Source organism: Xenorhabdus bovienii, assembly GCF_024721015.1.
GTDB classification, from domain to species: Bacteria; Pseudomonadota; Gammaproteobacteria; order Enterobacterales; family Enterobacteriaceae; genus Xenorhabdus; species Xenorhabdus bovienii.
Window position 1 is genome coordinate 26,909 of the sequence record NZ_JANAIF010000011.1, and the last position, 24,691, is coordinate 51,599.

The 24,691-nt window shown below is 39.7% G+C and carries 26 protein-coding genes and 1 pseudogene; 13 read left to right on the plus strand and 14 right to left on the minus strand.

Translation table 11 applies throughout. The features are described from left to right. The first annotated feature begins 181 nt into the window (after positions 1 to 181). Complete coding sequence (gene kbl, locus NXS07_RS05055; protein ID WP_258086289.1) at positions 182 to 1,378, plus strand: glycine C-acetyltransferase; 1,197 nt, start codon at positions 182 to 184, stop codon at positions 1,376 to 1,378. Positions 1,379 to 1,387: 9 nt separating this feature from the next. Continuing rightward, complete coding sequence (gene tdh, locus NXS07_RS05060; RefSeq protein WP_012990572.1) at positions 1,388 to 2,413, plus strand: L-threonine 3-dehydrogenase; 1,026 nt, start codon at positions 1,388 to 1,390, stop codon at positions 2,411 to 2,413. 20 nt (positions 2,414 to 2,433) lie between these two features. Here tdh and NXS07_RS05065 read toward each other — a convergent pair whose 3' ends face one another. Together NXS07_RS05065 and envC are read right to left on the minus strand one after the other, a co-directional pair. Beyond that, complete coding sequence (locus NXS07_RS05065) at positions 2,434 to 3,477, minus strand: divergent polysaccharide deacetylase family protein (protein ID WP_258086290.1); 1,044 nt, start codon at positions 3,475 to 3,477, stop codon at positions 2,434 to 2,436. A gap of 14 nt (positions 3,478 to 3,491) precedes the next feature. Next, entirely contained in the window at positions 3,492 to 4,793 is a 1,302-nt protein-coding gene (gene envC, locus NXS07_RS05070; RefSeq protein ID WP_258086291.1) for a murein hydrolase activator EnvC, read from the minus strand. A gap of 334 nt (positions 4,794 to 5,127) precedes the next feature. On the opposite strand from envC, the gene NXS07_RS05075 reads away from it, so the two are divergent. From NXS07_RS05075 to cysE, 4 genes are all read left to right on the plus strand, one after another. Next, a complete protein-coding gene (locus tag NXS07_RS05075) occupies positions 5,128 to 5,565 on the plus strand; it encodes a rhodanese-like domain-containing protein (RefSeq protein WP_038197805.1) in 438 nt (145 codons plus the stop codon). Between the two features lie 73 nt (positions 5,566 to 5,638). Then, on the plus strand, positions 5,639 to 6,103 hold the full coding sequence (gene secB / locus NXS07_RS05080) for a protein-export chaperone SecB (RefSeq protein ID WP_038204190.1): 465 nt from the start codon (positions 5,639 to 5,641) through the stop codon (positions 6,101 to 6,103). Further along, the gene (gene gpsA, locus NXS07_RS05085; RefSeq protein WP_238125788.1) at positions 6,103 to 7,122 is read left to right on the plus strand and encodes an NAD(P)H-dependent glycerol-3-phosphate dehydrogenase; all 1,020 of its coding nucleotides are present in this window, start codon (positions 6,103 to 6,105) and stop codon (positions 7,120 to 7,122) included. The genes secB and gpsA overlap by 1 nt, the downstream gene beginning before the upstream one ends. Before the next feature lie 100 nt (positions 7,123 to 7,222). Further along, on the plus strand, positions 7,223 to 8,044 hold the full coding sequence (cysE, locus tag NXS07_RS05090) for a serine O-acetyltransferase (RefSeq protein WP_038223669.1): 822 nt from the start codon (positions 7,223 to 7,225) through the stop codon (positions 8,042 to 8,044). A gap of 69 nt (positions 8,045 to 8,113) precedes the next feature. On the opposite strand, the gene trmL is transcribed toward cysE, so the two are convergent. From trmL to cpxR, 11 genes are all read right to left on the minus strand, one after another. Further along, the gene (trmL, locus tag NXS07_RS05095) at positions 8,114 to 8,617 is read right to left on the minus strand and encodes a tRNA (uridine(34)/cytosine(34)/5-carboxymethylaminomethyluridine(34)-2'-O)-methyltransferase TrmL (protein ID WP_038197801.1); all 504 of its coding nucleotides are present in this window, start codon (positions 8,615 to 8,617) and stop codon (positions 8,114 to 8,116) included. A gap of 29 nt (positions 8,618 to 8,646) precedes the next feature. Then, complete coding sequence (locus NXS07_RS05100) at positions 8,647 to 9,651, minus strand: NAD-dependent epimerase (protein WP_038223668.1); 1,005 nt, start codon at positions 9,649 to 9,651, stop codon at positions 8,647 to 8,649. Positions 9,652 to 9,686: 35 nt separating this feature from the next. Further along, positions 9,687 to 10,853: a nucleotide sugar dehydrogenase gene (locus NXS07_RS05105; protein WP_258086292.1), complete on the minus strand. Its 1,167-nt coding sequence runs from the start codon at positions 10,851 to 10,853 to the stop codon at positions 9,687 to 9,689. Between the two features lie 601 nt (positions 10,854 to 11,454). Then, the gene (locus tag NXS07_RS05110; protein ID WP_258086293.1) at positions 11,455 to 12,237 is read right to left on the minus strand and encodes a glycosyltransferase family 2 protein; all 783 of its coding nucleotides are present in this window, start codon (positions 12,235 to 12,237) and stop codon (positions 11,455 to 11,457) included. A 1-nt stretch (position 12,238) separates the two neighbouring features. Next, complete coding sequence (locus NXS07_RS05115) at positions 12,239 to 13,012, minus strand: glycosyltransferase family A protein (protein WP_258086294.1); 774 nt, start codon at positions 13,010 to 13,012, stop codon at positions 12,239 to 12,241. Then, a complete protein-coding gene (locus tag NXS07_RS05120; protein ID WP_258086295.1) occupies positions 13,009 to 14,124 on the minus strand; it encodes a glycosyltransferase in 1,116 nt (371 codons plus the stop codon). Before NXS07_RS05120 ends, NXS07_RS05115 begins: the two co-directional genes overlap by 4 nt. Before the next feature lie 17 nt (positions 14,125 to 14,141). Then, positions 14,142 to 15,242 carry an EpsG family protein gene (locus NXS07_RS21795; protein ID WP_368859244.1) on the minus strand — a complete coding sequence of 367 codons (1,101 nt, stop codon included), beginning with the start codon at positions 15,240 to 15,242 and terminating at the stop codon, positions 14,142 to 14,144. A 13-nt stretch (positions 15,243 to 15,255) separates the two neighbouring features. After that, entirely contained in the window at positions 15,256 to 16,467 is a 1,212-nt protein-coding gene (locus tag NXS07_RS05125; RefSeq protein ID WP_258086296.1) for an oligosaccharide flippase family protein, read from the minus strand. Continuing rightward, a complete protein-coding gene (locus NXS07_RS05130) occupies positions 16,439 to 17,368 on the minus strand; it encodes an ATP-grasp fold amidoligase family protein (RefSeq protein WP_258086308.1) in 930 nt (309 codons plus the stop codon). The genes NXS07_RS05125 and NXS07_RS05130 overlap by 29 nt, the downstream gene beginning before the upstream one ends. Positions 17,369 to 17,645: 277 nt before the next feature. Then, positions 17,646 to 19,016 (minus strand): envelope stress sensor histidine kinase CpxA, encoded by a 1,371-nt coding sequence (gene cpxA / locus NXS07_RS05135; RefSeq protein ID WP_038185582.1) that lies wholly within the window; start codon positions 19,014 to 19,016, stop codon positions 17,646 to 17,648. Next, positions 19,013 to 19,705: an envelope stress response regulator transcription factor CpxR gene (gene cpxR / locus NXS07_RS05140; RefSeq protein WP_038197778.1), complete on the minus strand. Its 693-nt coding sequence runs from the start codon at positions 19,703 to 19,705 to the stop codon at positions 19,013 to 19,015. The genes cpxA and cpxR overlap by 4 nt, the downstream gene beginning before the upstream one ends. 155 nt (positions 19,706 to 19,860) lie before the next feature. Here cpxR and NXS07_RS05145 point away from each other — a divergent pair, with 155 nt between their 5' ends. Continuing rightward, positions 19,861 to 20,358 (plus strand): Spy/CpxP family protein refolding chaperone, encoded by a 498-nt coding sequence (locus NXS07_RS05145; protein ID WP_038197777.1) that lies wholly within the window; start codon positions 19,861 to 19,863, stop codon positions 20,356 to 20,358. 220 nt (positions 20,359 to 20,578) lie between these two features. Here the strand turns inward: NXS07_RS05145 and NXS07_RS05150 are convergent. After that, positions 20,579 to 20,803 (minus strand): annotated as a pseudogene (locus NXS07_RS05150) (tyrosine-type recombinase/integrase); the annotation flags it as partial. A gap of 7 nt (positions 20,804 to 20,810) precedes the next feature. Here NXS07_RS05150 and NXS07_RS05155 point away from each other — a divergent pair. From NXS07_RS05155 to fieF, 6 genes are all read left to right on the plus strand, one after another. After that, the gene (locus tag NXS07_RS05155) at positions 20,811 to 21,098 is read left to right on the plus strand and encodes a type II toxin-antitoxin system RelE/ParE family toxin (RefSeq protein WP_258086309.1); all 288 of its coding nucleotides are present in this window, start codon (positions 20,811 to 20,813) and stop codon (positions 21,096 to 21,098) included. 8 nt (positions 21,099 to 21,106) lie between these two features. After that, entirely contained in the window at positions 21,107 to 21,400 is a 294-nt protein-coding gene (locus NXS07_RS05160) for a helix-turn-helix domain-containing protein (protein ID WP_258086297.1), read from the plus strand. A gap of 73 nt (positions 21,401 to 21,473) precedes the next feature. Further along, a complete protein-coding gene (locus NXS07_RS05165; RefSeq protein WP_038223656.1) occupies positions 21,474 to 21,761 on the plus strand; it encodes a type II toxin-antitoxin system YafO family toxin in 288 nt (95 codons plus the stop codon). Positions 21,762 to 22,084: 323 nt separating this feature from the next. Further along, on the plus strand, positions 22,085 to 22,726 hold the full coding sequence (locus tag NXS07_RS05170) for a lysophospholipid acyltransferase family protein (RefSeq protein WP_038185601.1): 642 nt from the start codon (positions 22,085 to 22,087) through the stop codon (positions 22,724 to 22,726). Further along, positions 22,723 to 23,667, plus strand: a complete 945-nt coding sequence (locus NXS07_RS05175) for a phosphatidate cytidylyltransferase (RefSeq protein WP_258086298.1) — start codon at positions 22,723 to 22,725, stop codon at positions 23,665 to 23,667. Before NXS07_RS05170 ends, NXS07_RS05175 begins: the two co-directional genes overlap by 4 nt. Before the next feature lie 27 nt (positions 23,668 to 23,694). Further along, positions 23,695 to 24,594 carry a CDF family cation-efflux transporter FieF gene (gene fieF / locus NXS07_RS05180; protein WP_258086299.1) on the plus strand — a complete coding sequence of 300 codons (900 nt, stop codon included), beginning with the start codon at positions 23,695 to 23,697 and terminating at the stop codon, positions 24,592 to 24,594. Positions 24,595 to 24,691: the final 97 nt, after the last annotated feature.

Below are 24,691 nucleotides of genomic sequence, written 5' to 3' on the forward strand. Positions count from 1 at the left end.
AACATTACTGACGACAGCAGCTTAAACAGGGGAAAATCCTGCGATCTTGCAGTACATCAGCCTCCAAGCCGTGATCGGCTTTACAAAGTTGATATTATCTTTCTCACTGTGTCGTCACTGGCAGGATCTATAAGTAAAATACACCACGCCTTTCACTTATTCAGGTACTCAGGAGAGAAAAATGTCAGCGTCTTTTTATCAAAGAATTAATGAGCAGTTGGAGCAAACCCGTGCGGAAGGGCTATTCAAACATGAACGCATCATCACTTCTGCGCAAAATGCCGATATTTCCGTTGCCGATGGTAGCCAAGTTATTAATTTTTGTGCCAATAATTATTTAGGATTAGCTAATCATCCTGACCTGATTGCTGCCGCAAAAGCGGGACTGGATAGCCACGGTTTTGGTATGGCGTCTGTTCGGTTTATCTGTGGTACGCAAGACTCCCATAAAGAACTGGAAAATAAAATAGCCGAATTTTTGGGTATGGAAGATGCCATTCTGTACTCTTCATGTTTTGATGCGAACGGCGGCCTGTTCGAAACATTGTTTGGGCCGGAAGATGCCATTATTTCAGATTCTCTGAACCATGCTTCGATCATTGATGGCATTCGTTTGTGCAAAGCGAAGCGTTATCGCTATGCCAATAATGATATGCAGGAATTAAGAGCACAGTTGGAAAAAGTAAAAGCAGACGGTGCGGAGAATATTCTGGTGGCAACCGATGGGGTGTTTTCAATGGACGGTGTGATTGCTGACTTGAAATCGGTCTGTGATCTGGCCGATGAATTTGATGCGCTGGTCATGGTTGATGATTCCCACGCCGTTGGGTTTGTTGGCAAAGGTGGACGTGGTACACATGAATACTGTGATGTCATGGGCCGCGTTGACATTATCACTGGCACACTCGGTAAAGCGCTGGGTGGTGCATCTGGCGGTTATACTGCGGCACGCAAAGAAGTTGTTGAATGGCTGCGTCAGCGTTCACGCCCTTATCTGTTCTCCAATTCACTGGCGCCTTCCATTGTCGCAGCCTCCATCAAAGTGTTGGATATGCTGAAACATGGCGACGAATTACGTGACCGTCTGTGGAGAAATGCCAGCCTGTTCCGTGCAAAAATGACCGCTGCAGGCTTTACACTGGCGGGCGCAGATCACGCGATCATCCCGGTGATGTTAGGCGATGCGAAACTGGCGCAGGAATTCGCGGCTGAGCTGCTGAAAGAAGGCATCTATGTGATTGGATTCTTCTATCCCGTTGTTCCGAAAGATCAGGCACGTATCCGCACCCAAATCTCTGCTGCCCATACCGAAGAGCAAATCGAACATGCGGTGGCTGCGTTTATCCGTATCGGTAAACAGTTGAATGTTATTGCATAAGGTATCACTATGAAATCATTGTCAAAATTAAAGCCAGAAGAAGGTATTTGGATGGCGGATGTGCCCACACCGGAACTGGGGCACAATGATGTGATGATTAAAATTCGCAAGACCGCCATCTGTGGTACGGATGTGCACATCTATAACTGGGATGACTGGTCTCAGAAAACGATTCCTGTGCCGATGGTGGTAGGGCACGAATATGTCGGTGAAGTGGTCGCGATTGGTCAGGAAGTCAAAGGGTTCAACATCGGCGACCGTGTGTCAGGTGAAGGCCACATCACCTGTGGTCATTGCCGTAACTGCCGGGGTGGGCGTACCCACTTGTGCCGTAATACGACCGGCGTTGGCGTGAACCGTGCGGGTGCATTTGCGGAATATCTGGTTATCCCGGCATTTAATGCCTTCAAAATTCCGGACAATATTCCAGATGAACTCGCCGCTATTTTTGACCCGTTTGGCAATGCTGTTCACACTGCACTGTCTTTTGATCTGGTCGGGGAAGATGTACTGGTATCTGGTGCTGGCCCGATTGGTATTATGGCGGCTGCGGTGTGTAAGCATGTCGGTGCACGTCATGTTGTGATTACAGATGTTAATGAATATCGACTTGATTTGGCGCGTAAAATGGGTGTCACCCGTGCCGTGAATGTCAGTAAGGAAAATCTGACCGATGTTATGAAAGAGTTAGGCATGACAGAAGGTTTTGATATAGGGCTGGAAATGTCAGGTGCGCCACAGGCATTCCGCACTTTATTGAGTACCATGAACCACGGTGGGCGCATTGCCCTGTTGGGGATCCCACCTTCAGATATGGCGATAGATTGGAATCAGGTCATCTTTAAGGGGCTGTTTATCAAAGGGATCTATGGCCGTGAAATGTTCGAAACATGGTACAAAATGGCGGCATTGATCCAGTCTGGTTTAGATCTGACCCCGATTATCACTCACCAATTCTCGATTGATGATTTCCAGAAAGGCTTTGATATCATGCGTTCAGGGCAATCCGGCAAAGTTATCCTGAATTGGGATTAACTGACTATCTGGAATAGCCGTTAAAAATCAGCACAGGCGTCTGTCGTTGTACGGGCGCCTGTGTTGCCTTGTGCTGTTTTATCTTTTTTCGGCGACTCTGTTTTTCCTGCATGGTGTGGCACTTCCTGCTTTGCTGTTTTTCCCAAAAGTTTATTAATGTGCTGACTCAATGTCTCAACAATAGCATTGTGCGTTAATGCGTTGCCTACTCTCTTGAAATAATCCAGTTTGGTTGCAGGTACGGCTTCCGGCTCATGAGGTTTTGCACATTTACGTGCAGTCTGGTGATCGTTTTGGCTCGCTGAAGTGGGGTTTAACAGCCTGCTGGGCGTTACCAGTTCAATATCGTCAGGTAACGTTGTGAGGGCTTGCTGTAAGGCCCGAACCGTGGTTGGGTAAGGATGCCCAATAGCAATGGCAGAACCTTGCTTACGGGCAAGCGCAATGGCTCGATTGAGTTGATGCCGAGTTTCTGCTTCTGTCTGCACATTATCCAGAAAAACATGACGGCGGAGCACCTGAACGGGCGTTCCCATCGCTGCTTTGGTGACTTGTGTCTTGCCAATGGTCACGCTATCCAGAAAGTAGAGATGGCGGTAAGAAGATAACACTTGCATCACTTTCTCCATGCCATTAAGACTGGATGTCATTGCACTGCCCATATGATTATTCATGCCCGTGGCATGAGGAACTTTTTGTATGGCATCGTGAATAATACGGCCAATTTCTTCTCGGCTCATGGAAGGATGCAGCGTATTTTTCTCCAATGGTTGTTTACTGAGTGGAGCCATTGGCAGGTGGATCAAAATCTCCCGGCCTTGTTTATGGGCTTTTTGCGCCATTTCCCGGCCGTGTGGGGAATCTGGCAATATTGCGATAGAAACCGCCGTCGGCATTTGTAATATCTTGTTTTCATGCTGAACACGATAGCCAAAGTCATCAATGACAATGGCCAGACGTGCGGCATGAGCATTCAGGGTAAACAGTAATGATAGGCAAAACAGGAGTATCCAAGATAACAGTGTGAACGGGATAACTCGCCTTATTAACCGAGACTTCACCATTATTTTCTTATCCCCTATTTTCCTAACCACGGTAATGGGTTAACTGCCCGACCTTGGCGGCGGATCTCAAAATACAGTGAAGGCTGCTGCTGCCCGCCGCTGCTGCCAACCAACGCTATAGGTTGCCCGGCTCGTACCTGTTGCCCAACACTGACCAGCGTCGTTTTGTTATAACCATAAATGCTCATATCTCCTTTGCCGTGTTGCACTACGACAACCAAACCATAGCCTTGGAGCCAGTCTGCCAACAGTACCCGTCCATCGGAAATCGCTTTCACTTCCGTATTGTCTGTTGCGGCAATGACGATCCCTTTCCAGCGCAACTCACCTTGTATTGCCTCACCAAAACTATGAATGACTCGACCGCGTACTGGCCAGATTGCCTGCCCGGCCGGGCGACCAAGCCCATCCGTTCGAGCCATCAGCGATCGTTCTTCTTCCGTCGGTTTGTAGCGGGAGCCTTTCTGCTGAGCCTGTTTCTGCTTGGCTGCGACTTGTGCGCGGACGCGTGCGGCTTCACGAGCCTCACGTTCAGCACGGGCTTTGGCTTCTCGCTCTGCTTTGACAATCTTATTCCTTAGCTGGGTTTCATTCTGCCGAAGCTCGGTCAGACTTTGTTGATCTTTTTGCAGTGAGGATTCTAGCTCCGTCAGCGTTTTTTGCCGCGCAATATGGACAACTTCCATTTTCTGTTTTTGTTGCTTCTGGCTGCTCAGTATTGTTTTCTGCTCATTTTGTTTTTCCAGTTGCAGCTTTTTTTGCTGGTTAAGCTGCTCGGTTGTTTTTTGCAGTTTATTGATCGTTTCCTGACGCGCCTGATTCAGATAGCTGTAATAAGCGAGTATGCGCTCTTTGCGTTGAGTTTCCTGACCATTGAACAGCAGCTCTAACCCTTGGTGATTTCCTTGTCGGAAGGCTGAATCCAATTGTTTGGCAAGCAGACGTCGCTGTTCTTTTTGTTGCGTTTGCAGGCGTTTGATATTCGCATTCAGTGATGTAATCTCATTGCCCAGTTTATTCAGGTGGGTTTGGGTGCCATGTAGAGAAAGCCCCACTTCTGAGATTGTGCTCTCTTGTTCCTTTAATTGACTCAGTAGATTAGTGCGTTTTTTTTGCTGCTGTTTTACACTTTTCTCTTTCTCGGCAATATCCTGCTGAATATCCTTGAGCTGGCCTTTATTCTCTGAAATCTGATTGGCAAAGGTATCTGTGCTGAAAAAGGCAAACAGCAATATACAGAGCACTAAGCCTCTGGATTGCCACTGATCCTGCTTCTGCCGATGATTACGGCTTTTTAGATCCTTACTATCAGCCATCTTATTGAGTACCTTGCCTACCATATCGTGTCCGATTATTTCATGAGGGGTTGCCTCTGACCAGAGAACTGACTGTTTTTTATCTTTTTAAATAATATAAATTTTAGTTAATTTAGCCCATTTATTGGTGAAAATCCTGTATCGACTCAGTGTGACATAAAATATTTTGGCGAAGCATGGCAATTAAATGGATATCGGAGGATTTTTACTTTTTCTCGAAACTCTCCGCAAAATCTGCACTGGGTTGGCGCTAATTGGCTGTAATTGACGCAGCACACAGGTATACTCTGCTACCTTAGATATTTGTTATTAACTAACGGGAGTTGTTTCCCCCATGCTGCAAGAAATCATGCAATTTATTAGCCGGAACACGATCCTGAGCCTTGCCTGGATTGCATTGCTGGTGGCTGTCATTGTCATGACGGCAAAAAGCGTGTTCTCCAAGAGTAAAGAGATCACTCGTGCACAGGCTATCCATTTCATCAATAAGGAAGATGCTATCGTCGTGGATTTACGCTCCCGTGACGATTTCCGCAGAGGGCATATTATTGGTTCCGTTAACCTGACGCCATCTGAGATTAAAGAAAATAATCTGGGTGAGTTTGAGAAGCATAAAAAACAGCTTGTCATTGTGGTTTCAGCGAATGGGCTGGAATCCAGAACGCCGGCTGAGCATCTGATCCGTGCAGGCTTTGAACAGGTTTATTCCCTGAAAGAGGGAATTACGGGATGGTCAGGTGAAAATCTGCCATTGGCCCGCGGCAAAAAATAACGAACACAGGTGTAAGCGGTATGCTTACATCATCAAGGTTTAATCAGGACGTCTTAACAAGGTAAAAATCATTATGTCAGAACAAAACAACACCGAAATGGCTTTCCAGATCCAGCGTATCTACACGAAAGATGTTTCTTTCGAAGCACCGAAGGCACCTCAGATTTTCCAGCTGGAGTGGCAACCGGAAGTCAAATTAGATTTGGATACCGCCTCCAATGAATTAGTTCAGGGAGTCTATGAAGTTGTTCTGCGTGTTACTGTCACAGCGGCATTAGGGGAAGAAACGGCGTTCCTGTGCGAAGTTCAGCAGGCGGGTATTTTCTCTATCGACGGTATTGATGGAACCCAACTGGCACATTGTTTAGGCGCCTATTGCCCGAACATTCTATTCCCATATGCCCGTGAGTGCATCACCAGCCTGGTCGGCCGTGGTACTTTCCCACAACTGAACCTGGCGCCAGTCAACTTTGATGCACTGTTCATGAGCTACCTGCAACAGCAGGCTGAACCTAGTGAGGCTACACAGGAAGCCTGATGAATACCGCTTCTATGACAGTCATCGGTGCCGGTTCATACGGCACCGCTTTAGCCATCACATTGGCTCGCAACGGGCATGAAGTCGTGCTCTGGGGGCATAACCCTCAGCATGTCCATGCCTTGCAGCAGGCGCGTTGCAATCAGGCATTTTTGCCGGATATTTCTTTCCCTGATAACTTATTGCTCGAAGCAGACCTGAAGAATGCGGTTTCAACCAGCAGTAATATTCTGATCGTAGTTCCTAGCCATGTTTTCGGGGATGTGTTACAGCAGATAAAACCGCATTTGCAACCGGGCTCCCGAATTGTCTGGGCAACTAAAGGCCTTGAAGCCGAAACCGGGCGTTTATTGCAGGATGTGGCACGTGAGATATTAGGTAACGAAATCCCATTGGCAGTGGTATCTGGCCCGACATTCGCCAAAGAATTGGCGGCAGGTTTACCGACCGCGATTGCTGTATCTGCGACGACACCTGAGTTTGGCGAAGAACTCCAGCAGCTTTTTCACTGCGGCAAAAGTTTTCGTGTGTACAAAAACCCGGATTTCATTGGCGTACAGCTTGGCGGCGCAATAAAAAATGTTATTGCAATTGGTGCCGGGATATCTGATGGTATGGGTTTTGGGGCAAATGCTCGCACAGCATTAATCACCCGAGGCTTGGCCGAGATGAGTCGCCTTGGTATCGCATTAGGCGCTGATCCTTCGACATTTATGGGTATGGCCGGATTGGGTGATTTAGTTTTGACCTGTACTGATAACCAATCTCGTAACCGTCGTTTTGGCATGATGCTGGGACAAGGTATCAGCGTTGACGATGCACAACATGAGATTGGGCAAGTTGTTGAAGGCTACCGTAACACCAAAGAAGCTCGGGCATTGGCAGAACGAGCCGGTGTTGAAATGCCGATTACAGAGCAGATCTATCAGATACTATATTGTAATAAGAACGTTATCGAAGCAGCCCAGACATTATTGGGCAGAGCGACAAGAGATGAGGGAGAAAGCCTTAACTCTTGAGTCAGCTATAATAACCGTAAATCCTCGTTCGATGTATCAAGGTGTATAGTGGAAAGTGAGTCCAATTAGGGCGGGAAACAGTCAAATGAGAATGATTGCTATGTCTCGAGAAGAACTGAACGAAGTCTGGAAGAATATAAAAAATGAAGCGAGAGTGCTGGCTGATTGTGAACCCATGTTAGCCAGTTTTTTCCACGCGACATTACTCAAGCATGAAAACCTTGGTAGTGCCCTGAGCTATATGCTGGCAAATAAACTGGCAACACCGATTATGCCTGCGATTGCGGTCAGAGAAGTTGTTGAAGACGCTTATCGCAGCGATCCAGAGATGATTGGCTCGGCAGCTCGTGATATCAAAGCTGTTCGCCTGCGCGACCCTGCCGTGGACAAATACTCAACACCGCTACTCTACCTTAAAGGTTTCCATGCATTACAGGCATACCGCATAGCGCATTGGCTCTGGAAGCAAGAGCGCCAGGCGTTGGCGATTTACATGCAAAATCAGATATCCGTCTCTTTTGGTGTCGATATTCACCCGGCCGCGAAAATTGGCTGCGGTATCATGCTTGACCACGCAACCGGTATTGTGATTGGTGAAACCGCAGTTGTTGAGAATGATGTCTCCATTCTGCAATCCGTCACACTTGGCGGTACAGGCAAGGCGGGCGGGGATCGTCATCCGAAAGTGCGTGAAGGGGTGATGATTGGTGCAGGCTCTAAGATCCTCGGCAATATTGAAATTGGCCGTGGCGCGAAAATTGGGGCGGGTTCTGTTGTCTTACGTCCTGTTCCGCCTCATACCACCGTGGCGGGCGTACCGGCGCGGATTGTTGGTAAACCAGAAAGTGACAAACCATCACTGGATATGAACCAGCATTTCAATGGCATCAGTAATGGGTTTGAGTATGGGGATGGGATTTGAGATCCGATCGCTGTTTGTAATAAAGAATTAAGGCCATTCAGCGCGATATAAGCGCTGAATGGCCTAATATTAATCCCGTAATAACGCCCCTGAATACCCCAATTGCCGCCATGCTTCAAAAACCACCACAGCCACAGAATTGGAAAGATTCATACTGCGACTATCTGACAGCATAGGGATCCTGATTTTCTGCTCTGTTGGCATATTATCTAACACATAAGCGGGTAGACCACGGGTTTCTGGGCCAAACATCAGGTAATCACCATCCCGATAGCTGACATTACTGTGCGCAGGCGTGCCTTTTGTGGTTAAGGCAAACAACCGCACCCCAGAAGGGGATTGTGAATTCACCGGACTTAAACCTTCACTTTCCAGGAATGCATGGAAATCATGGTGTTGTTTAATGTTGGCGAATTCGTGGTAATCCAACCCTGCGCGACGCAGGCGTTTGTCATCCCACGTGAAACCCAAGGGTTGGATTAAATGAAGCTGGCAGCCCGTGTTGGCACAAAGGCGGATGATGTTTCCCGTGTTAGGCGGGATTTCAGGTTCGAATAGGACGATGTTTAGCATGGTGTCGAATTGAAAGAGGAATTTGAAAATTAAAGGTAGTATTGTTTATACCATTGGATAAATTGTTCTACACCATCTGATACTTTAGTGGAAGGTTTGTATCCGGTTACTTTAAAGAGATCGTCTGTATCAGCCCATGTTGAGTAAACATCCCCTGGTTGCATTGGAAGCATATTTTTAATGGCTTTAATGCCTAGGCTGCTTTCTAAAGCACTAATGTAATCCATTAAATTTACAGGAGAACCATTACCAATATTATATATTTTATAAGGTGCAGAACTGTTTGCTGGACTACCTATTTTAGGTGTCCATGAATTATCAGAAGTAGGAGCAATGTTAGCAATTCTAGTGATACCTTCAACAATATCATCCACGTATGTAAAATCACGGCTCAATTGGCCATTGTTATAAACATCTATTGGCTTATTGTTAAGAATCGCATTTGTAAATTTGAAAAGAGCCATGTCAGGTCTTCCCCAAGGACCATAAACAGTAAAAAATCTTAGTCCAGTCGTCGGAATACCGTATAGGTGAGAATAACTGTGAGCCATTAACTCGTTAGCTTTTTTTGTTGCGGCGTAGAGTGAAACTGGATGGTCTACTGAATCAGAAGTAGAGAAAGGAAGATTATCATTTAGACCATAAACTGAACTTGATGACGCATATATTAGATGATTAATATTATTATGGCGGCAACCTTCAAGAATAGTTAAAAAACCGGATAAATTACTATCAGAATAGGAATATGGGTTAGTTAAAGAATAGCGTACCCCAGCTTGAGCTGCTAAGTGAATAACACGATCAAATTTATGTTCTTTAAATAAGTTTTCAATTGCATCTCGATCAGAAATGTTCATGAAGATAAATTTAAAATCTCTAAAATTAGATAATATATCTAATCTGGATTTTTTTAAAGAGGTATCGTAATAGTCATTGATGTTATCAATTCCAACAACCTTTTCTCCATTTTCTATTAATTTTTTTATTAAATGAAAACCAATGAATCCTGCAGCGCCGGTGACTAAATATTTCATAATAATTTCAATTATATTATTTGATTTTTATAGAATTAATCATTACCAAACAGATCGCGAGAATATACTTTTGATTCAATATCTTTTAGATCTGAAGTCATACGGTTTGAAATAATAACATCAGATATGGATTTGAATTCATTTAAATCACGAATCAATTTAGAGTTGAAGAATGTTTCTTCTTGCATTTCTGGTTCAAAAATGACGACTTCAATACCTTTGGCTTTAATCCGTTTCATTATGCCCTGAATTGAAGAAGCTCTGAAGTTATCTGAACCTGATTTCATAATAAGTCGGTAAACACCAACTATTTTGGGATTTTTACTGATAATAGAGTCAGCAATAAAATCCTTACGGGTACGATTAGCTTCTACGATTGCACCAATAATATTATTTGGTACTTCCTGATAGTTTGCCAGTAATTGCTTTGTATCTTTTGGTAAGCAGTAGCCGCCATAGCCAAAGGATGGGTTATTATATTGATTACCAATACGTGGATCTAAACATACACCTTCAATGATCTGACGTGAGTCTAACCCTTTAGCTTCAGCATAGCTATCTAGTTCATTAAAATAGGCGACACGCATAGCAAGGTAGGTATTAGCAAAGAGTTTGATAGCTTCGGCTTCAGTAGAATCTGTGAAAAGAACAGGAATCTCTTTCTTGATTGCGCCTTCGATAAGAAGATCCGCAAATACTTTTGCTCTTTCTGAGCGCTCTCCAACGACAATTCTAGATGGATACAAGTTATCGTAAAGCGCACGTCCTTCACGCAAGAATTCAGGTGAGAAAATGATATTTTCAGTCTGATATTTTTCTCTCATCTGTTTGGTAAATCCAACCGGAATGGTTGATTTTATTATCATTGTTGCCGAGGGGTTGTATTTTATGACATCTGAAATAACTGATTCTACAGATTTTGTGTTAAAGTAATTGGTTTTTGGATCATAATCTGTTGGGGTGGCAATAATAACAAAATCTGCATCTTGATATGCAAATTCTTTATCTAAGGTTGCTGTGAAATCTAACTCCTTTTCATTTAAATACTTTTCAATTTCAGTATCAGAAATTGGTGATTTTTTGTTGTTGAGCAAACTGATTTTTCCCTCATTAATATCTAAGGCAACAACCTTATTATTTTGGGAAAGAAGAATTCCATTAGATAGACCGACATAGCCGGTTCCAGAAATAGTGATTTTCATCTATAAAAACTCTATATTTAAATGTTAAATTAGACAGGGAATAATATCTACAAAGAACAGATTAATCGTAATTGAATATATTTTTTAAAGTAAAGATGAATATTTTTATCAGCTAACTTTGAAAACTTTATTTTTCAATCTGTTTTTAATGTATATTAAAATTTATTATCTTCATATAAAGATATTTTTTCATTTCAAATAATAAAATAATATCAGCATCGCTCTGCGTCTTATTAATACAAGGATAACCGAAAAATTATTGTTTCACTTTATTTTTATTTTTATTTTTATGTTGGTTGAATGAAAATAATTAAATTATTAATGTGTTATAGCATTTTATGCTATAAGGGGAAGAATTTCTATAATTATAGATAAATACATGCATTTGCAAAAGATAAAAAATATCGATTAAGAAATAACTCTAACTATATTATATCAATTAGTTTTTTTCTGTGAACAGCAATTTTGACGAGAATCTATACGTATTGCATTGTGATTATCGAACGATAAAGATGAAATTGTAAAAACATAGTGATATTAAGTGGAGTCGTTTTTTATATGAGGACTAATGATCTTTAGGCTGATGAGAATAATATAATTTTTATTTATGATGATTCCTATAAGTATAATAGTATTTTATTATTCCACGATAGCTATAAGTTAGGATGTAATATATTCTTTTTATAAAACTCAATTTGGCTATATTTTTCAATACATAGTATTGCTTTTTTATTTCAGATAATTTATTAGAAGATAAGCTACCGGTCGATAGTCTATATCCAGCTAATAACCCAGGATATTTGTAAGCTGATATATTATTATATTTTAATATTGTAATCCAAGCCGCGTAATCTTCTTTTGGAGAGTTTGGTATTTTTATATCAGATAATGATAAGCGGTCTAACATGACAGTTAGGCATCCAATATTACATGTTTTACATATATCATTAATGTTAGTGCTTTTAGGTGCTATGAATTTCCCATTAATATTTTTAGCATTATCAATGAAAGTAAAATAGTCACCATATGAGAAAGCAATACTATTTTCTATCATATAATTTAATTGTTTTTCAAGTTTATCATGAATCCATATATCATCTGAATCTAAGAAGGCTATGAACCTACCTGAAGCTAAATTAATAGCCTGATTTCTAGCAGCAGCAGTTCCACTGTTTGTTCCAAACTTAAATAATCTTATTCTTGCATCAGATTCTATATATTTTTCAACAATATAACATGACTTGTCGGATGAGCAATCATCGACAATTATCATCTCCCAATCTTGTAAAGATTGGGAGATAACAGAATCAATAGTGGTTGATATGTATTTTTCTGCATTGTACATTGGGGTGATAATTGATACTTTAGGAGATATATATTTCATGTCATTTATTATTTAATATAGCGTTTTTAATAAAAAACCAAATTTTTTTATTTCTATATAATAAGTTTATCTTTTTTATAAAAAATAATGTTGTAAATAATATTCCAAATTTGTTAAAAACTTGATCAAACATTTTTCTTTTTGCTAAAGTTTTATTTTTTGTACTAAAAAAATCTAATCCTGATGATATTGGTGGATGTATAGATGCAATTATATCTGTCTGATGTACAGAGTAACCATTTTTTATTGCGTTAGATATAAATATAAACTCTTCTCCTGATGGATAATCCGTACCTAAACCAAAATTCTCATCAAATCTTAATTTTTCTGTAACTTCTTTTTTCATGCAAATATCAATAGAACATATTTTAGCTGATGATATTATATTGTGATTATATTCTTTCATTTTCTTTTCAATGATATTTATTTCATTGCTATACTGATGATTTAATATTAAAATATCATGATTTTCTTTCATTTTTTTATTAATGACTGAAGTCAAACCATTAAGTATTTTTACGTCATCATCCATTATCCATAATATATCACCACTTGCATTGTCTAAGGCTATGTTGCGGCTTTTACTCAATCCAATTAAATTGCTTTGAATATATTTTATTTTTTTGCTTTTTATTCTATTCTCAAAATATGCTCTATATTCATCGGCTTTGTAATTATTTGTTATTTGATGAACTATTAGATAATCGTACTCATTATTTGCAGCTATTTTAAATAGTCCATCATCAATAGTTGATATTAAAATCTCAATGTTCATTGGTTTTCCAATAATTCATCAATGGTTTTTTTATATTGGCTCATTATATTATGTTGATTATTTTGAGAGTTAATTATATTCTTTGTCTCTATATATTCATCTTTTGATAATGTTTTAACTATATTTTCATATAATTTTTTACTATCTCCAACATTAAATAGTAAACCATATTTTCCATTTAAAAGTACCTCTGCTGAAGCTCCTGGGCTATCAGAACAAATTACAGGAATATTGAGGGCCATTGCTTGTAGTAGACTATTTGGCATTCCTTCATAATGAGATGCTAAGATAAAGCAATCTGCTTGTATAAGGAAAGGAAATGGATTTTCTTTGAATCCAAGAAAAGTGATATGTTCTTTTAATCCCAACTCATTTGATAATGATATTAATTCGTTTTTAGATGGACCATCTCCTATAGCGTAAAAGTGGAATTTCTGCTTGGTATCCTTTAACATAAATAATGCATTAAATATAGTATCATAACCTTTTGAGTTGTATAGCCTAGCAAGTGAAACTATATTTTTTACTGACTTGTCATATTCTATAAAATTACTATTTTTCTCCTTAGAAAGTTGTTCTATCCTTTTTATATTCACTGGGTTATAAATGATCTTGATATTTTTATTCTTTAAATTTAAGAAATTATTTAAATCACGCTCCATGTGTTTAGATAAAGCAATTATACAATTTGAATGAGGGTATAACCATTTTACAAGGTGTTTTTTTATAATTTGGATGAAACTTTTTTCTACTTTAAACTCTGCACTTAGTGTATTTGCTTCTCTGATAATTATTTTTGCTTTTGATAAGGTTATTTTTTTTGCAAGAATTGAAATTATATTATTTTCTTTTAAAGTAGATAAAATAATATCTGGTTTTTCTCGATAGATGTATTTTGATAATGATGGCAGAGAATACAATGTTTTAGTGCAATTAAGATTTTTTATAATTACTTTCTTATCCAGTTCGTTTTTCAGTGGTCCTTTATTATCGGTAACTATGAAATGAACAATAAAATCGAAATTTGAAAGATGATTGGCAATGCTGACCATTACACTTTCAGCTCCGCCTTGTAAAAAATTAGGCATGAATAAAGCTATTTTCTTTTTCACTTTTACCTCTTATTTATTTAGTTAAAAATATAGCTTTTGTATAAAAATTCACCTTTAGCTAAAAGTGTCACTTTAATAATATATGGGAGTATTATGTATAATAATATTAGTATAGTGTTGATGTTTTTTCTTCTGTAAATTGATTCTATTATTACATAATAAATTGGGAATATATAAAAAAATATAAAGTATGATGATATGCGGGATAATATTGATATAGATAAAGATGGTAAGAATGCCCAGTAAGTAATGGAAAAAATAAATATACAGAAGGAAAAATATTTTTTGTTTGTACCGTATCCAATATTGATATTGTTTTTATTATTTATTCTATATTTATAGAAGAAATATAAGATAAGTGGGATGTAATATATTTTTGTATATATAGTTGTTAAACTATATCCTTGGAAATACTGTGAATTAATGTAATATGAATATTTTCCACCTAATAATATTAGCATTTCTGGAATGTAATATGTACTCCAATAGTAAATTGGGGCTGTTATTAGAAATAAAAGAAAAATTCTATTGCTTAATTTAAGATAGAGTTTTTTTAGTGGGAATATTAATAAAAATATTATAGAACTAGAATGAAAAGTAATCGCTATAATAATAAAAATTACTGATTTTACAGTTTGATTTTTAAAACAAAAGTAACTAATTAATGGTAATAATGTTAATGATGCATATTGACGTAATCCATTCAATTGGTTGTTATATATATTTGTAACAGTAAAAAATATCAGGAAAAATAACCAGATTTTAAAATCTAATTTTTTTAATGAATAAAAATATGAAAATATAAATATAGATTGTAAGAAAGAAAATAGTACAAATATAAATTGCGATGGTGCATCAAAGTAAGCAAGAGTTTTATATATATAATAGAAGAAAAATTCTCCTGAATAGAAATATTTTTCTAATAAATAATTTTGATTCATATATATATTTATATATGAAGGATAATCTGATCCTACGTTAAATTGTAGCCCTGATACCAAAAAATAGAGAAAAAAGGGAAAGCTCCATAATAGTATTGCTGATAATGTACCCTTTAGTTGTATTTTCCCTATAATAAAAAAAAATAATGTGCAATATGTTAGAACTAAAATGAACATATATCACCATATATTATAAAGTATGACCTAGTTTTTTATAAACTAGATGGTAATCAATAACGAACAATAGCCTTGCTATAGTTATAGCTATCGCTCCTCCTAATATCTGGTAATTGTATATTAATATAATAGATATTACCGATGATAATATGGACACTCTTATTGAAATGGTTCTATAGATAATATCTAGCCCTTTTGGTAAAAAAAATCCTTGTCCATAGGCATTTGCAATGCCTACAAATACCATTCCTATAGATATGATTTTTAAGTATGTATTGTCACTAAAGTTATGGCCTAAGAACATTTCCAGAATGTAATCACCTAAAAAATAAATAACCATGAAAATAGGTAATGACACTAATATATTTATGAGAATTATTTTATTTAAGTGGTTTCTGTTATTCATGGATAATGCTGGGTAAATAGATTTAGCTATTACATCTTGAAATGTTGTAATTATCTCACATATTTTTGTTGCAACGGAAAATTTGGCAAATTCATGAGGTGCAGCTATGCTGCCCATAATGATAATTGGTATTGCATTATATAAATTAGGAGCCAATATCCCTATGAATGTATTCAATCCATTTTCGAAATATTTTTTGATCTTCGAAAAACCTAAAAGGGATACGTTATAATTCTTTTTTAACCTCCAAAATAAAATTAACCCACAGATTAATACAGGCCATGTGGCTGATATTACTAATATTGTTATGCTTTCAGGTGTTGCTGCAATAGATATAATTACTATTAAATTGACTATTCTGGCTACAAAAGATGAGTACATTAAAAACTTAGTTTTTCCTATTGCCTGAAAAAACCAAGAGCTGGTTAATATATACCCTAAAAAATAGGGGATACCTGCTATAAAGATCCAATAAGTAATATCATTATTCATGAATAATGATGAATATAGTGTAATTATCAATATGTATGATAATCCCAATATCCATCTAACAGTTTGATATCCAGCATAATATTCCTTTATTAATATACTGTTTTTTCTGTTTTGAGCTACATCTCTAACGCCTGTATATTGAACTCCATAATCAATTATGGTATGGCCAAATATTAATATAGTCATAAATAACAAATATTGACCATAAAGATCGCTACCTAATGCTCTGGCTAAAATAGGCATTGTTATTATGGGTATTAACATACCCATAATATTTATTGAGCTTAAGCTTATAATGTTACTTAGTATTTCTTTTTTGATATTCATGGGATATTTTATTTAGATCTAATAAATCTCCAATTATTTCATCAGCATTTATTGTTTTTGGATTATTTAGTTCTATGTCAAGGCCTGCTGCTGGTGTAAACGTTAGTTCACCAAAAATAATTTTTCCATCATTTAAATAAAAGTCCACCCTTACAAATGGAAATGGAGTGGATAATTTTTTTGCATAATGAAAAAGTTTTTCATATCCATCAGGTTTTTTTAATGAAGATTTATCTTTTAATTCTAGATAATCTAAGCCATATGGAAGTATATTCCATTCTTTATCCATGAAATAATATTTAGGTTTGTCTGTTTCTCTTTCAGTGCATAACATCACAAAAAGTGGTTTTCCGTTAAAACAGAATACTTTATAATCGTAAGGAAGAGAACCAGTTGAGGTTTCTATAAATTTTTCACAAATAATTTGTTTAGTTATATTTTTATAGCATAATTCTACTGAATTTCTCCAGTAGTCGTGTTTCATCCATTTTTCCAATTTATATTTTGCATTACTGATATTTAGTTCATTTTTATCTTTGCAAATTATATTATAGCCTGCTCCATGATTGCATTTTAAAACAAATTTATTTGGTAACGAATCCCAATTTATCTTATCAGTATTGTTCCACACATAATAAATTTCATTTAATATATCACTACATCCTGATTTTATAATGTATTCTCTGGCCGCATATTTATCAGCGCATAATGTTACAAGTGAATTATCTTTGTATTCTTTTAGTTTTAACCATTGTAGTTTTTCATTAAAGGTAATCGGATTGCCTAAATTTAATTTTTTTCCAAAACGGCGATAAAATAATAATTTTGTTACGAATTCTGGATAGTATTCGCACAAATGGTATAATATTTTTCTTCTGATTTTTTTTATAGAAAACTGCATTGATTGCATAATATTCTCTTATCTTATTACTTATTTTTAATAAGGTATAACAAAGCTACCGCACTAGGTTGCGGCTCCCAGAATGCCTATTGTACTTTAAAATTTACTTATCTAATTGATATAACTATGGTTTTTACCTTAACAAAAGTTAGTACACAAACCATTTGCGTTAAGCAGCGAGGAGGTTAGACCTTCGCTGCCGAGAGGTCAAGTACAATAGTTTTTTTTCTTTAACTATTACAAACTGTAACTAACTAAATTTTAAGACGAAAGCAGTCTATCTCCCATGCAACGGCAACCAAATTATCAGCCGTAACCCACCTAAAGGGCTATCTTCTGCTTTCACCCATCCTCGGTGCTGGCTCACTGCCGTTTCAACAATCGCCAGTCCCAATCCTGTTCCACCCGATTCTCTATCTCTTGCTTCATCTGTCCGATAAAACGGGCGGAAGATTTGTTCACGGTCTTCAGGGCTGACACCTGGGCCATCATCGTCAACCGTAATTGTCACTCCATGGTTATCCGCCTTAAACGCAACGGCGATATGACTGCTAGAATAACGCAGGGCATTACGGACGATGTTTTCCAATGCACTGCCAAGTACTGCCGGATTACAGTAGATAACCCAAGAACCGGGAGGGGAGACGATATCCAGCGTTTTGTTCATCTGCTCGACTTCGAATTTAGCATTCTCCAGGATATCGTGCCATATATCGTTGGCTTTGATATTTTCACGCAGCAGTTCATTTTTATGCTGATTGCGGGAAAGTACCAGAAGATCATTGATCATCTCATCTAATCGTTGAGTTTCTGTTTCAATACGTTGCAGCTCTTTGCTCTCACCATGACGTCGACGCAGCAGGGCGCTTGCCAATTGCAGGCGAGTCAGTGGTGTGCGCAGTTCATGAGAAATATCGGAAATCAGCCGTTGTTGGGCTGTCACCATTCTGTCCAGCGCGTTGATCATCTGGTTGAAGCTGCTGCCAGCGGCTAAAAATTCTTGTGGGCCTGATTCCAGTTCAGGATGTGGCCGTAAATTGCCTTTCGCAACCTGATCTGCCGCATTTTTTAATTTACGAGCAGGTTTGGCTAAACTCCATGCCAGCCATAATAGTAATGGCGCACTAATTAACATGGTTGCAGCAGGTAATAAAAGGGGTCGGTCAAACATTAAGTTAATAAAGTCAGACTGGGGGCTACCTGCGGGCCTAATAAGGTAAAGCTGGTAGTGATCTTCACCATCGCGGATAGAAAAAGGCCCGAGTATTTCAGAGCGACCATATTTTTTCTTCTTGGGATGATCTGCATTATTGGATTGACCAATGAAGTTACGGACAACCTGCTTTTCACTGGTCTGGATATCAACGATCCGCCCTTCACTGGTAACGAGCAGTAAAAGTTGCCCCGGCGGCGTCCATTTTGCAATTGCGCGATCCAGTCGTAGCCACCAAAACAGTTCATTGGCAGGGTAGCGGGTTAACTCTTTTTCTATCTGTTTCGCGAGTATGGTGCCCTGTTGATATTCACTGTCCAGCAGCGGTGTCAATTGTCGTGAATCCAGTTTTGGTGCCATCAAGGCCACCATCAGGACGAGCGCCAGTGTAAGCCAGAAAATCGCAAAAATACGGGCTGTCAAACTATTGATCATTTTGCAGAAACCATTAAGTATCCACGACCACGCAATGTTTTAAACCAGGGCAATTCGTCAGTCCGGTTCGGCAATTTACGGCGCAGGTTGGAAATATGCATATCAATGGCTCTGTCAAAGGGGGTCAACCGTTTTCCCAAGACTTCCTGGCTCAAATGTTCGCGGGAAACGACTTGTCCCAAATGTTGCGCTAATAAATAAAGCAGGGTGAATTCTGTTCCGGTAAGATCTAAAATCGCACCGTCAAAGCTGGCTTCCTGCCGCCCAGGGTTGAGCTGTAGTTTATCGACCTCGAGTACAGGTGTCCCACTATCAGCCTGTTGTTCGCTCCAGTTGGAACGGCGCAGGATCGCGCGTATACGAGCCACCAGTTCACGATCATTGAACGGCTTCGGGAGATAATCATCAGCACCCAGTTCTAACCCTAGAACACGGTCTAAATCGCTTCCACGGGCCGTTAACATAATAACGGGGGTCTGATGGTCTTGTCGTAGCTCTTTTAGCGTCTCAATGCCGTTTTTACGTGGCATCATGATATCCAGTAGTAGCAGATCGATTGAAGAATCGATATATTGTAATGCCTGTTCGCCATCATGAGCGAGCACAACAGTGAATCCTTCCATCTCGAGCAGTTCTTTTAATAGCGATGTCAGTTCACGGTCATCATCAACTAATAAGATTTTATGCATGTTTTCTTCCTCCGAGAGCAAAATACGATAACAAACTTTGCTATTCCATAACTTTACGTTCTTTTACATGCTCTGACGCTAGTTTGCAGCAGCAGGGTTATAGTGATCCGCACTGACATCGAATAGTACTGTTCGAGGAAGCGAGGAATTATTTGATGCGTAACATAGCAATCTTGGCTTTAGCGTCAATGTTTGTTCTTAGGGCAACCGATGCTTTAGCTGAAACTGCTGGTACTGATAATGTTACTGCGGATGACTTCTCACAATATTGTATGCCATATGGTAATAAGAATAACGTTAGTTATTGCCTGAATGATGAACGTAACTATAACTATAGTTGTATCTTCGCTGGAGTCACCTTAACAGAGCAGCAACGCCAGCAGATATGGGATTTAGTGAAAAAGCAACGTCTGCATGAGAAACCCGTGGCAGATATTAGAGCTGAACGTCGGAAGATGTATAGCCTTTTGAATTCAACGAATTTTGATGAGGCTGCGGTTAGGTCGCAGCTTGAAAAAATAGCGAAAGAAAATGTTGATTTGAGTATAGAGATCGCACGTATTCGCAATCAGATTTATCAATTGTTGACAGCAGAGCAGAAAGTACAACTCCAGAAACGTTATGAAGTGCGTGTTGATCGAGAAATGAACTGATTTCTATTAATACCCTTGACGTAAAGTTGCATCAACAACAGTTTTCCTTGCCATAGACACCATCCCTGTCTTTCAGCCCCCTTGTGGGGCTTTTTTTTTCAAGCACTTACAGTGCACATCCCTGTAAAAACAACAACATAAAAAAATACGAAAGGGTTAGAAGGTATCTGAAAGTTTTTGAGTGTGGACGATCGGTGGACGATCGCCACACTCTTCTTTATTACGCTACTTTAATTCCACCCTTAAGAGGATTTAATGTAATTGCATATTGTAGATAGTCTGGGGCAAGGTGGGCATAGGCCATTGTTTGGGTTATGCTGGCGTGACCAAGTATCTGTTGTAATACAATTATATTCCCTCCGTTCATCATGAAATGACTAGCGAAAGTATGCCTTAGGACATGGGTTGCCTATCCTTTAGGTAAGTCGGGTTTTACTGTATGCAGGAAGGAACTGCCCGACTCGCTGGAACTGCGCATGGTCGCGTTAATTAAGCTATTAAGAGAAAACCCGACCAGCCTGAGAGAGCCGCATTCAAAACCGATAGAGGGATACAAAGGACTGTTTGAGCTGAGAACAAAAGCCAAAGATGGAATAGCCAGAAGTTTTTTTTGTTATGCCGCAGGGAAGAAAATCTATCTGTTACGATGCTTTGTGAAAAAAACCAATACCACTCCCCTTAATGAACTCAGGATAGCGATTGCGCGAAGAAATGAACTGATAGAACCATCAAGAGATTAAGAGGAAATATGATGCGTGATGATTTAGATCTCTACATTGAAGAAAGAACAAAAGAAAACCCCCGATTTAAGGCCACGTTAGCGGAAGAAGAAAAAGAGCTTGAGTTAGCGATTGAAATGCAGAATATACTGGCTGAATGGCGGAAAAATGCCGGGCTGACCAGCGCTCAGGTCGCTGAAAAAATGGGGATCAAACCACCGACTGTATCAAAAATAGAAAGAAATATCGTTAAGGCATCCATCTATACACTCAGTCGTTATGCGCGCGCCTGTGGTGTTAACGATATCAATATATCCTTATAACTGCCTTTCCTTTCTTTCCTAAAAGGCGGGTTAGACCCTAATACCGCTCGTGCTTAAGCGAGCGGTATTAGGGTTGAGGCCGATTATTTTTGGTGACGAGGGGCGCTGGGAAGATCATGCATCTCTATGCGCCTCTTTTGTTTTCAAAATACATATCAAATTACCTGATGAGGAACCGTGGCCAGCTAAGATGCCCGTTGTTGCACGTAAGAGTAATAGCTATCTCGTGTATACCCGTCATTGGTGTGAGCCGGAAAAATATCAACTCATTAGTATCATGACCCCGAATGCCCATGAACTTGCCAGAACCTCATTTTTATCTGTATTGGTTGATCGCGCAGAAGATTTCCAAAATAACTGAACCCCTATTAATGCCGCCTATTGAGCTGTCTTTCAGCCCCAAAATGTCAGGAGAACTACTCATGGCCGCATTTTTGGTAGGCTAGGTTCTTATTTTTTATTTTACTGCACTAAATTATAAGGGTAATTCTCTATTAATGAGGAGATTGCTTATTAGCCCGTATCAATATAGGCTTGGATGAATTTAGCTCTCCTCTGCTTAGGAATAACGTGCCCTCAGCCCGTTGTTATCTTGACCAATCTTGATTATCTTACCTTCTCTTAAGCCGCTAATTAGAAAATCTTATCACTGTTATTACACAGTAAGGGATAAGGATACCCAATATGGCTAACTCTCATAAAATAAGCCTATTAGCAAGATGCATGGGCGCGACGTTATTGGGCCTGTGCCGTGTCTTGACCGGTGTACAAGTACGATGGATTGGCTGTCAGCCATCGACCTCAAGCCGCATTTATTATGCAAATCATACCAGCCATCTTGATGGATTGGTGATCTGGTCTGGGCTTCCGCCCAAATTGCGTTATCAGATTCACCCTGTAGCTGCACGGGATTATTGGGATAAAACCAGGCTGCGTCGCTATCTTATGTATAAGGTATTTCGTGCAGTCTTGATCGAGCGTAAAGGCGAACATACCTCAAAATCGGGGGTTCTTGCACCTTTGGAAGCTATTCTGGCGAAAAAAGAGTCGTTGATTTTCTTTCCAGAAGGTACACGGGGAGATGGTGAACAACTCAATCCGTTTAAGGGAGGTTTGTATCATCTGGCCCGTCAGTACCCTGATGCTGAAATGATCCCTGTCTATCTGGAAAATTCAAATCGTGTCCTGCCGAAAGGAAAAAGATTATTGGTGCCGATTATTTGTTCGGCAACATTTGGTAAGCCTCTGGATAAATTGGGTGAAAATGAAAGTAAAGTCGCCTTCTTGCAACGTGCCCAGTCTGCACTGGAGGAGTTGATGCGATGACCAAGATTGATAATGACCTGATGCTTTTGCTGGGCGGGATATTTGGGGTATTGATTATCGCCAGTGCGATTGGCGGCATATTGTCTCTTTGGTATTCGGGGGCAAAGCGCAGTGCGACTATCGATAACCTGAATGCTAGGATCCGTGGCTGGTGGATGATGTGTATCATCTGTGTGCTGGCTGTTATCGTTGGGTCTGTGGGGTCGGTGATCCTGTTTACAGTGATGTCATTTTTTGCCCTGCGTGAATTCATCACATTGACACCGACTCGCCGCGGTGATCATGAGGCTCTTTTCTGGTGTTTCTTTGTCTTTATGCCGATCCAGTATGTCTTGGTTGGGATGCAATGGTACGGCTTATTCTCGGTTTTTATTCCGGTTTACGTTTTTCTGTTTTTGCCTGTTCGTATTGCATTGGTTGGGGATACCACCCGCTTTCTGGAACGAACCGCTAAAATCCAATCGGCAATGCTGATCACGGTGTTTGCCCTGAGTCATGCTCCAGCCTTGTTGATGTTGCATATGCCCGATTATGAAGATCAGAATATCAAGCTATTGCTGTTCCTGATGATTGTCGTGCAGATGTCCGATATTTTGCAGTATGTATTCGGCAAGTTATTCGGTAAGCGTCCAATTGTACCGAAATTAAGCCCCAATAAAACGGTTGAAGGGTTTATTGGCGGGATTTTGGCTTCTTCGTTGCTAGGGATGTCACTGTACTGGGTGACGCCGTTTTCACCGTGGGAAGCGGGGCTGATGTCATTGGCTATCACGTTGATGGGCTTTATTGGTGGGTTGTGTATGTCAGCAATCAAGCGTGACAGTGGAGTGAAAGACTTTGGCGGAATTATTGAGGGACATGGCGGTATGTTGGATAGAATTGATTCGCTTTGTTTTGCTGCCCCTATATTTTTCCATCTAACACGCTATTTTTATACCTGAGACTGAATAACCGAAGGGCGGTAGTCAATGAGTATAAATTATGGGCGATGGGTCAGTGCTGCTGCGCTGTCAGCAACGATACTGGCCAGTGTGTTGCTGGTGGTGAAAATTGTTGCGTGGTGGTTGACGGGGTCGGTAAGCTTATTGGCGGCGCTAGTGGATTCTTTAGTCGATCTGGCCGCTTCTTTGACTAATTTTTTCGCTGTGCGCTATTCGCTCCAGCCTGCCGATAAAGAGCATACCTTCGGGCATGGTAAGGCGGAATCGCTGGCGGCGCTTGCCCAAAGTATGTTTATTTCCGGATCGGCCATTTTCCTATTTTTAACGGGTTTTCAGCATTTGGTCTCCCCCAGTCCATTGGAGCATGCGACGATAGGTATCTGGGTGATCGTCATCGCCCTGATTTCAACGATTTGCTTGGTGACGTTCCAGAAATGGGTGATCAATAAAACTCAAAGTCAGGCTATTCGCGCGGATATGTTGCATTACAAGTCCGATCTGTTGATGAATGGGGCGATTCTTCTGGCATTGGTCTTTAGTATGTATGGTTTCCGGCGTGCGGATGCCCTGTTTGCTTTGGGAATCGGGGCTTATATCCTCTACAGTGCGTTACGGATGGGGTACGATGCCGTACAATCTTTACTTGATCGTGCTTTGCCCGATGAAGAGCGGCAAGAGATTATTGAGATGATCAAGCGTTATCCCGGAATAGCGGGTGGGCATGATTTGCGAACACGTCAATCAGGTCCAACGCGTTTTATTCAGTTCCATCTGGAGATAGATGATCATCTGCCGCTGGTGGAAGCGCATGCTTTGGCCGAGGGGATTGAAAATAAATTGCGGGATAGATTTCCGGGTGCCGATATTATTATTCACCAAGATCCTTGCTCCGTTGTGCCAGAGGAGCATAAAAACCGTTGGGATTAACGGGGAATTTATTCATAATCAAAAGAGCGTCAGAAAATAAACATAATCTTAATGCAGACTGGGTGTTTTTCCGTATCATAGATGAAGTTGAATCAAT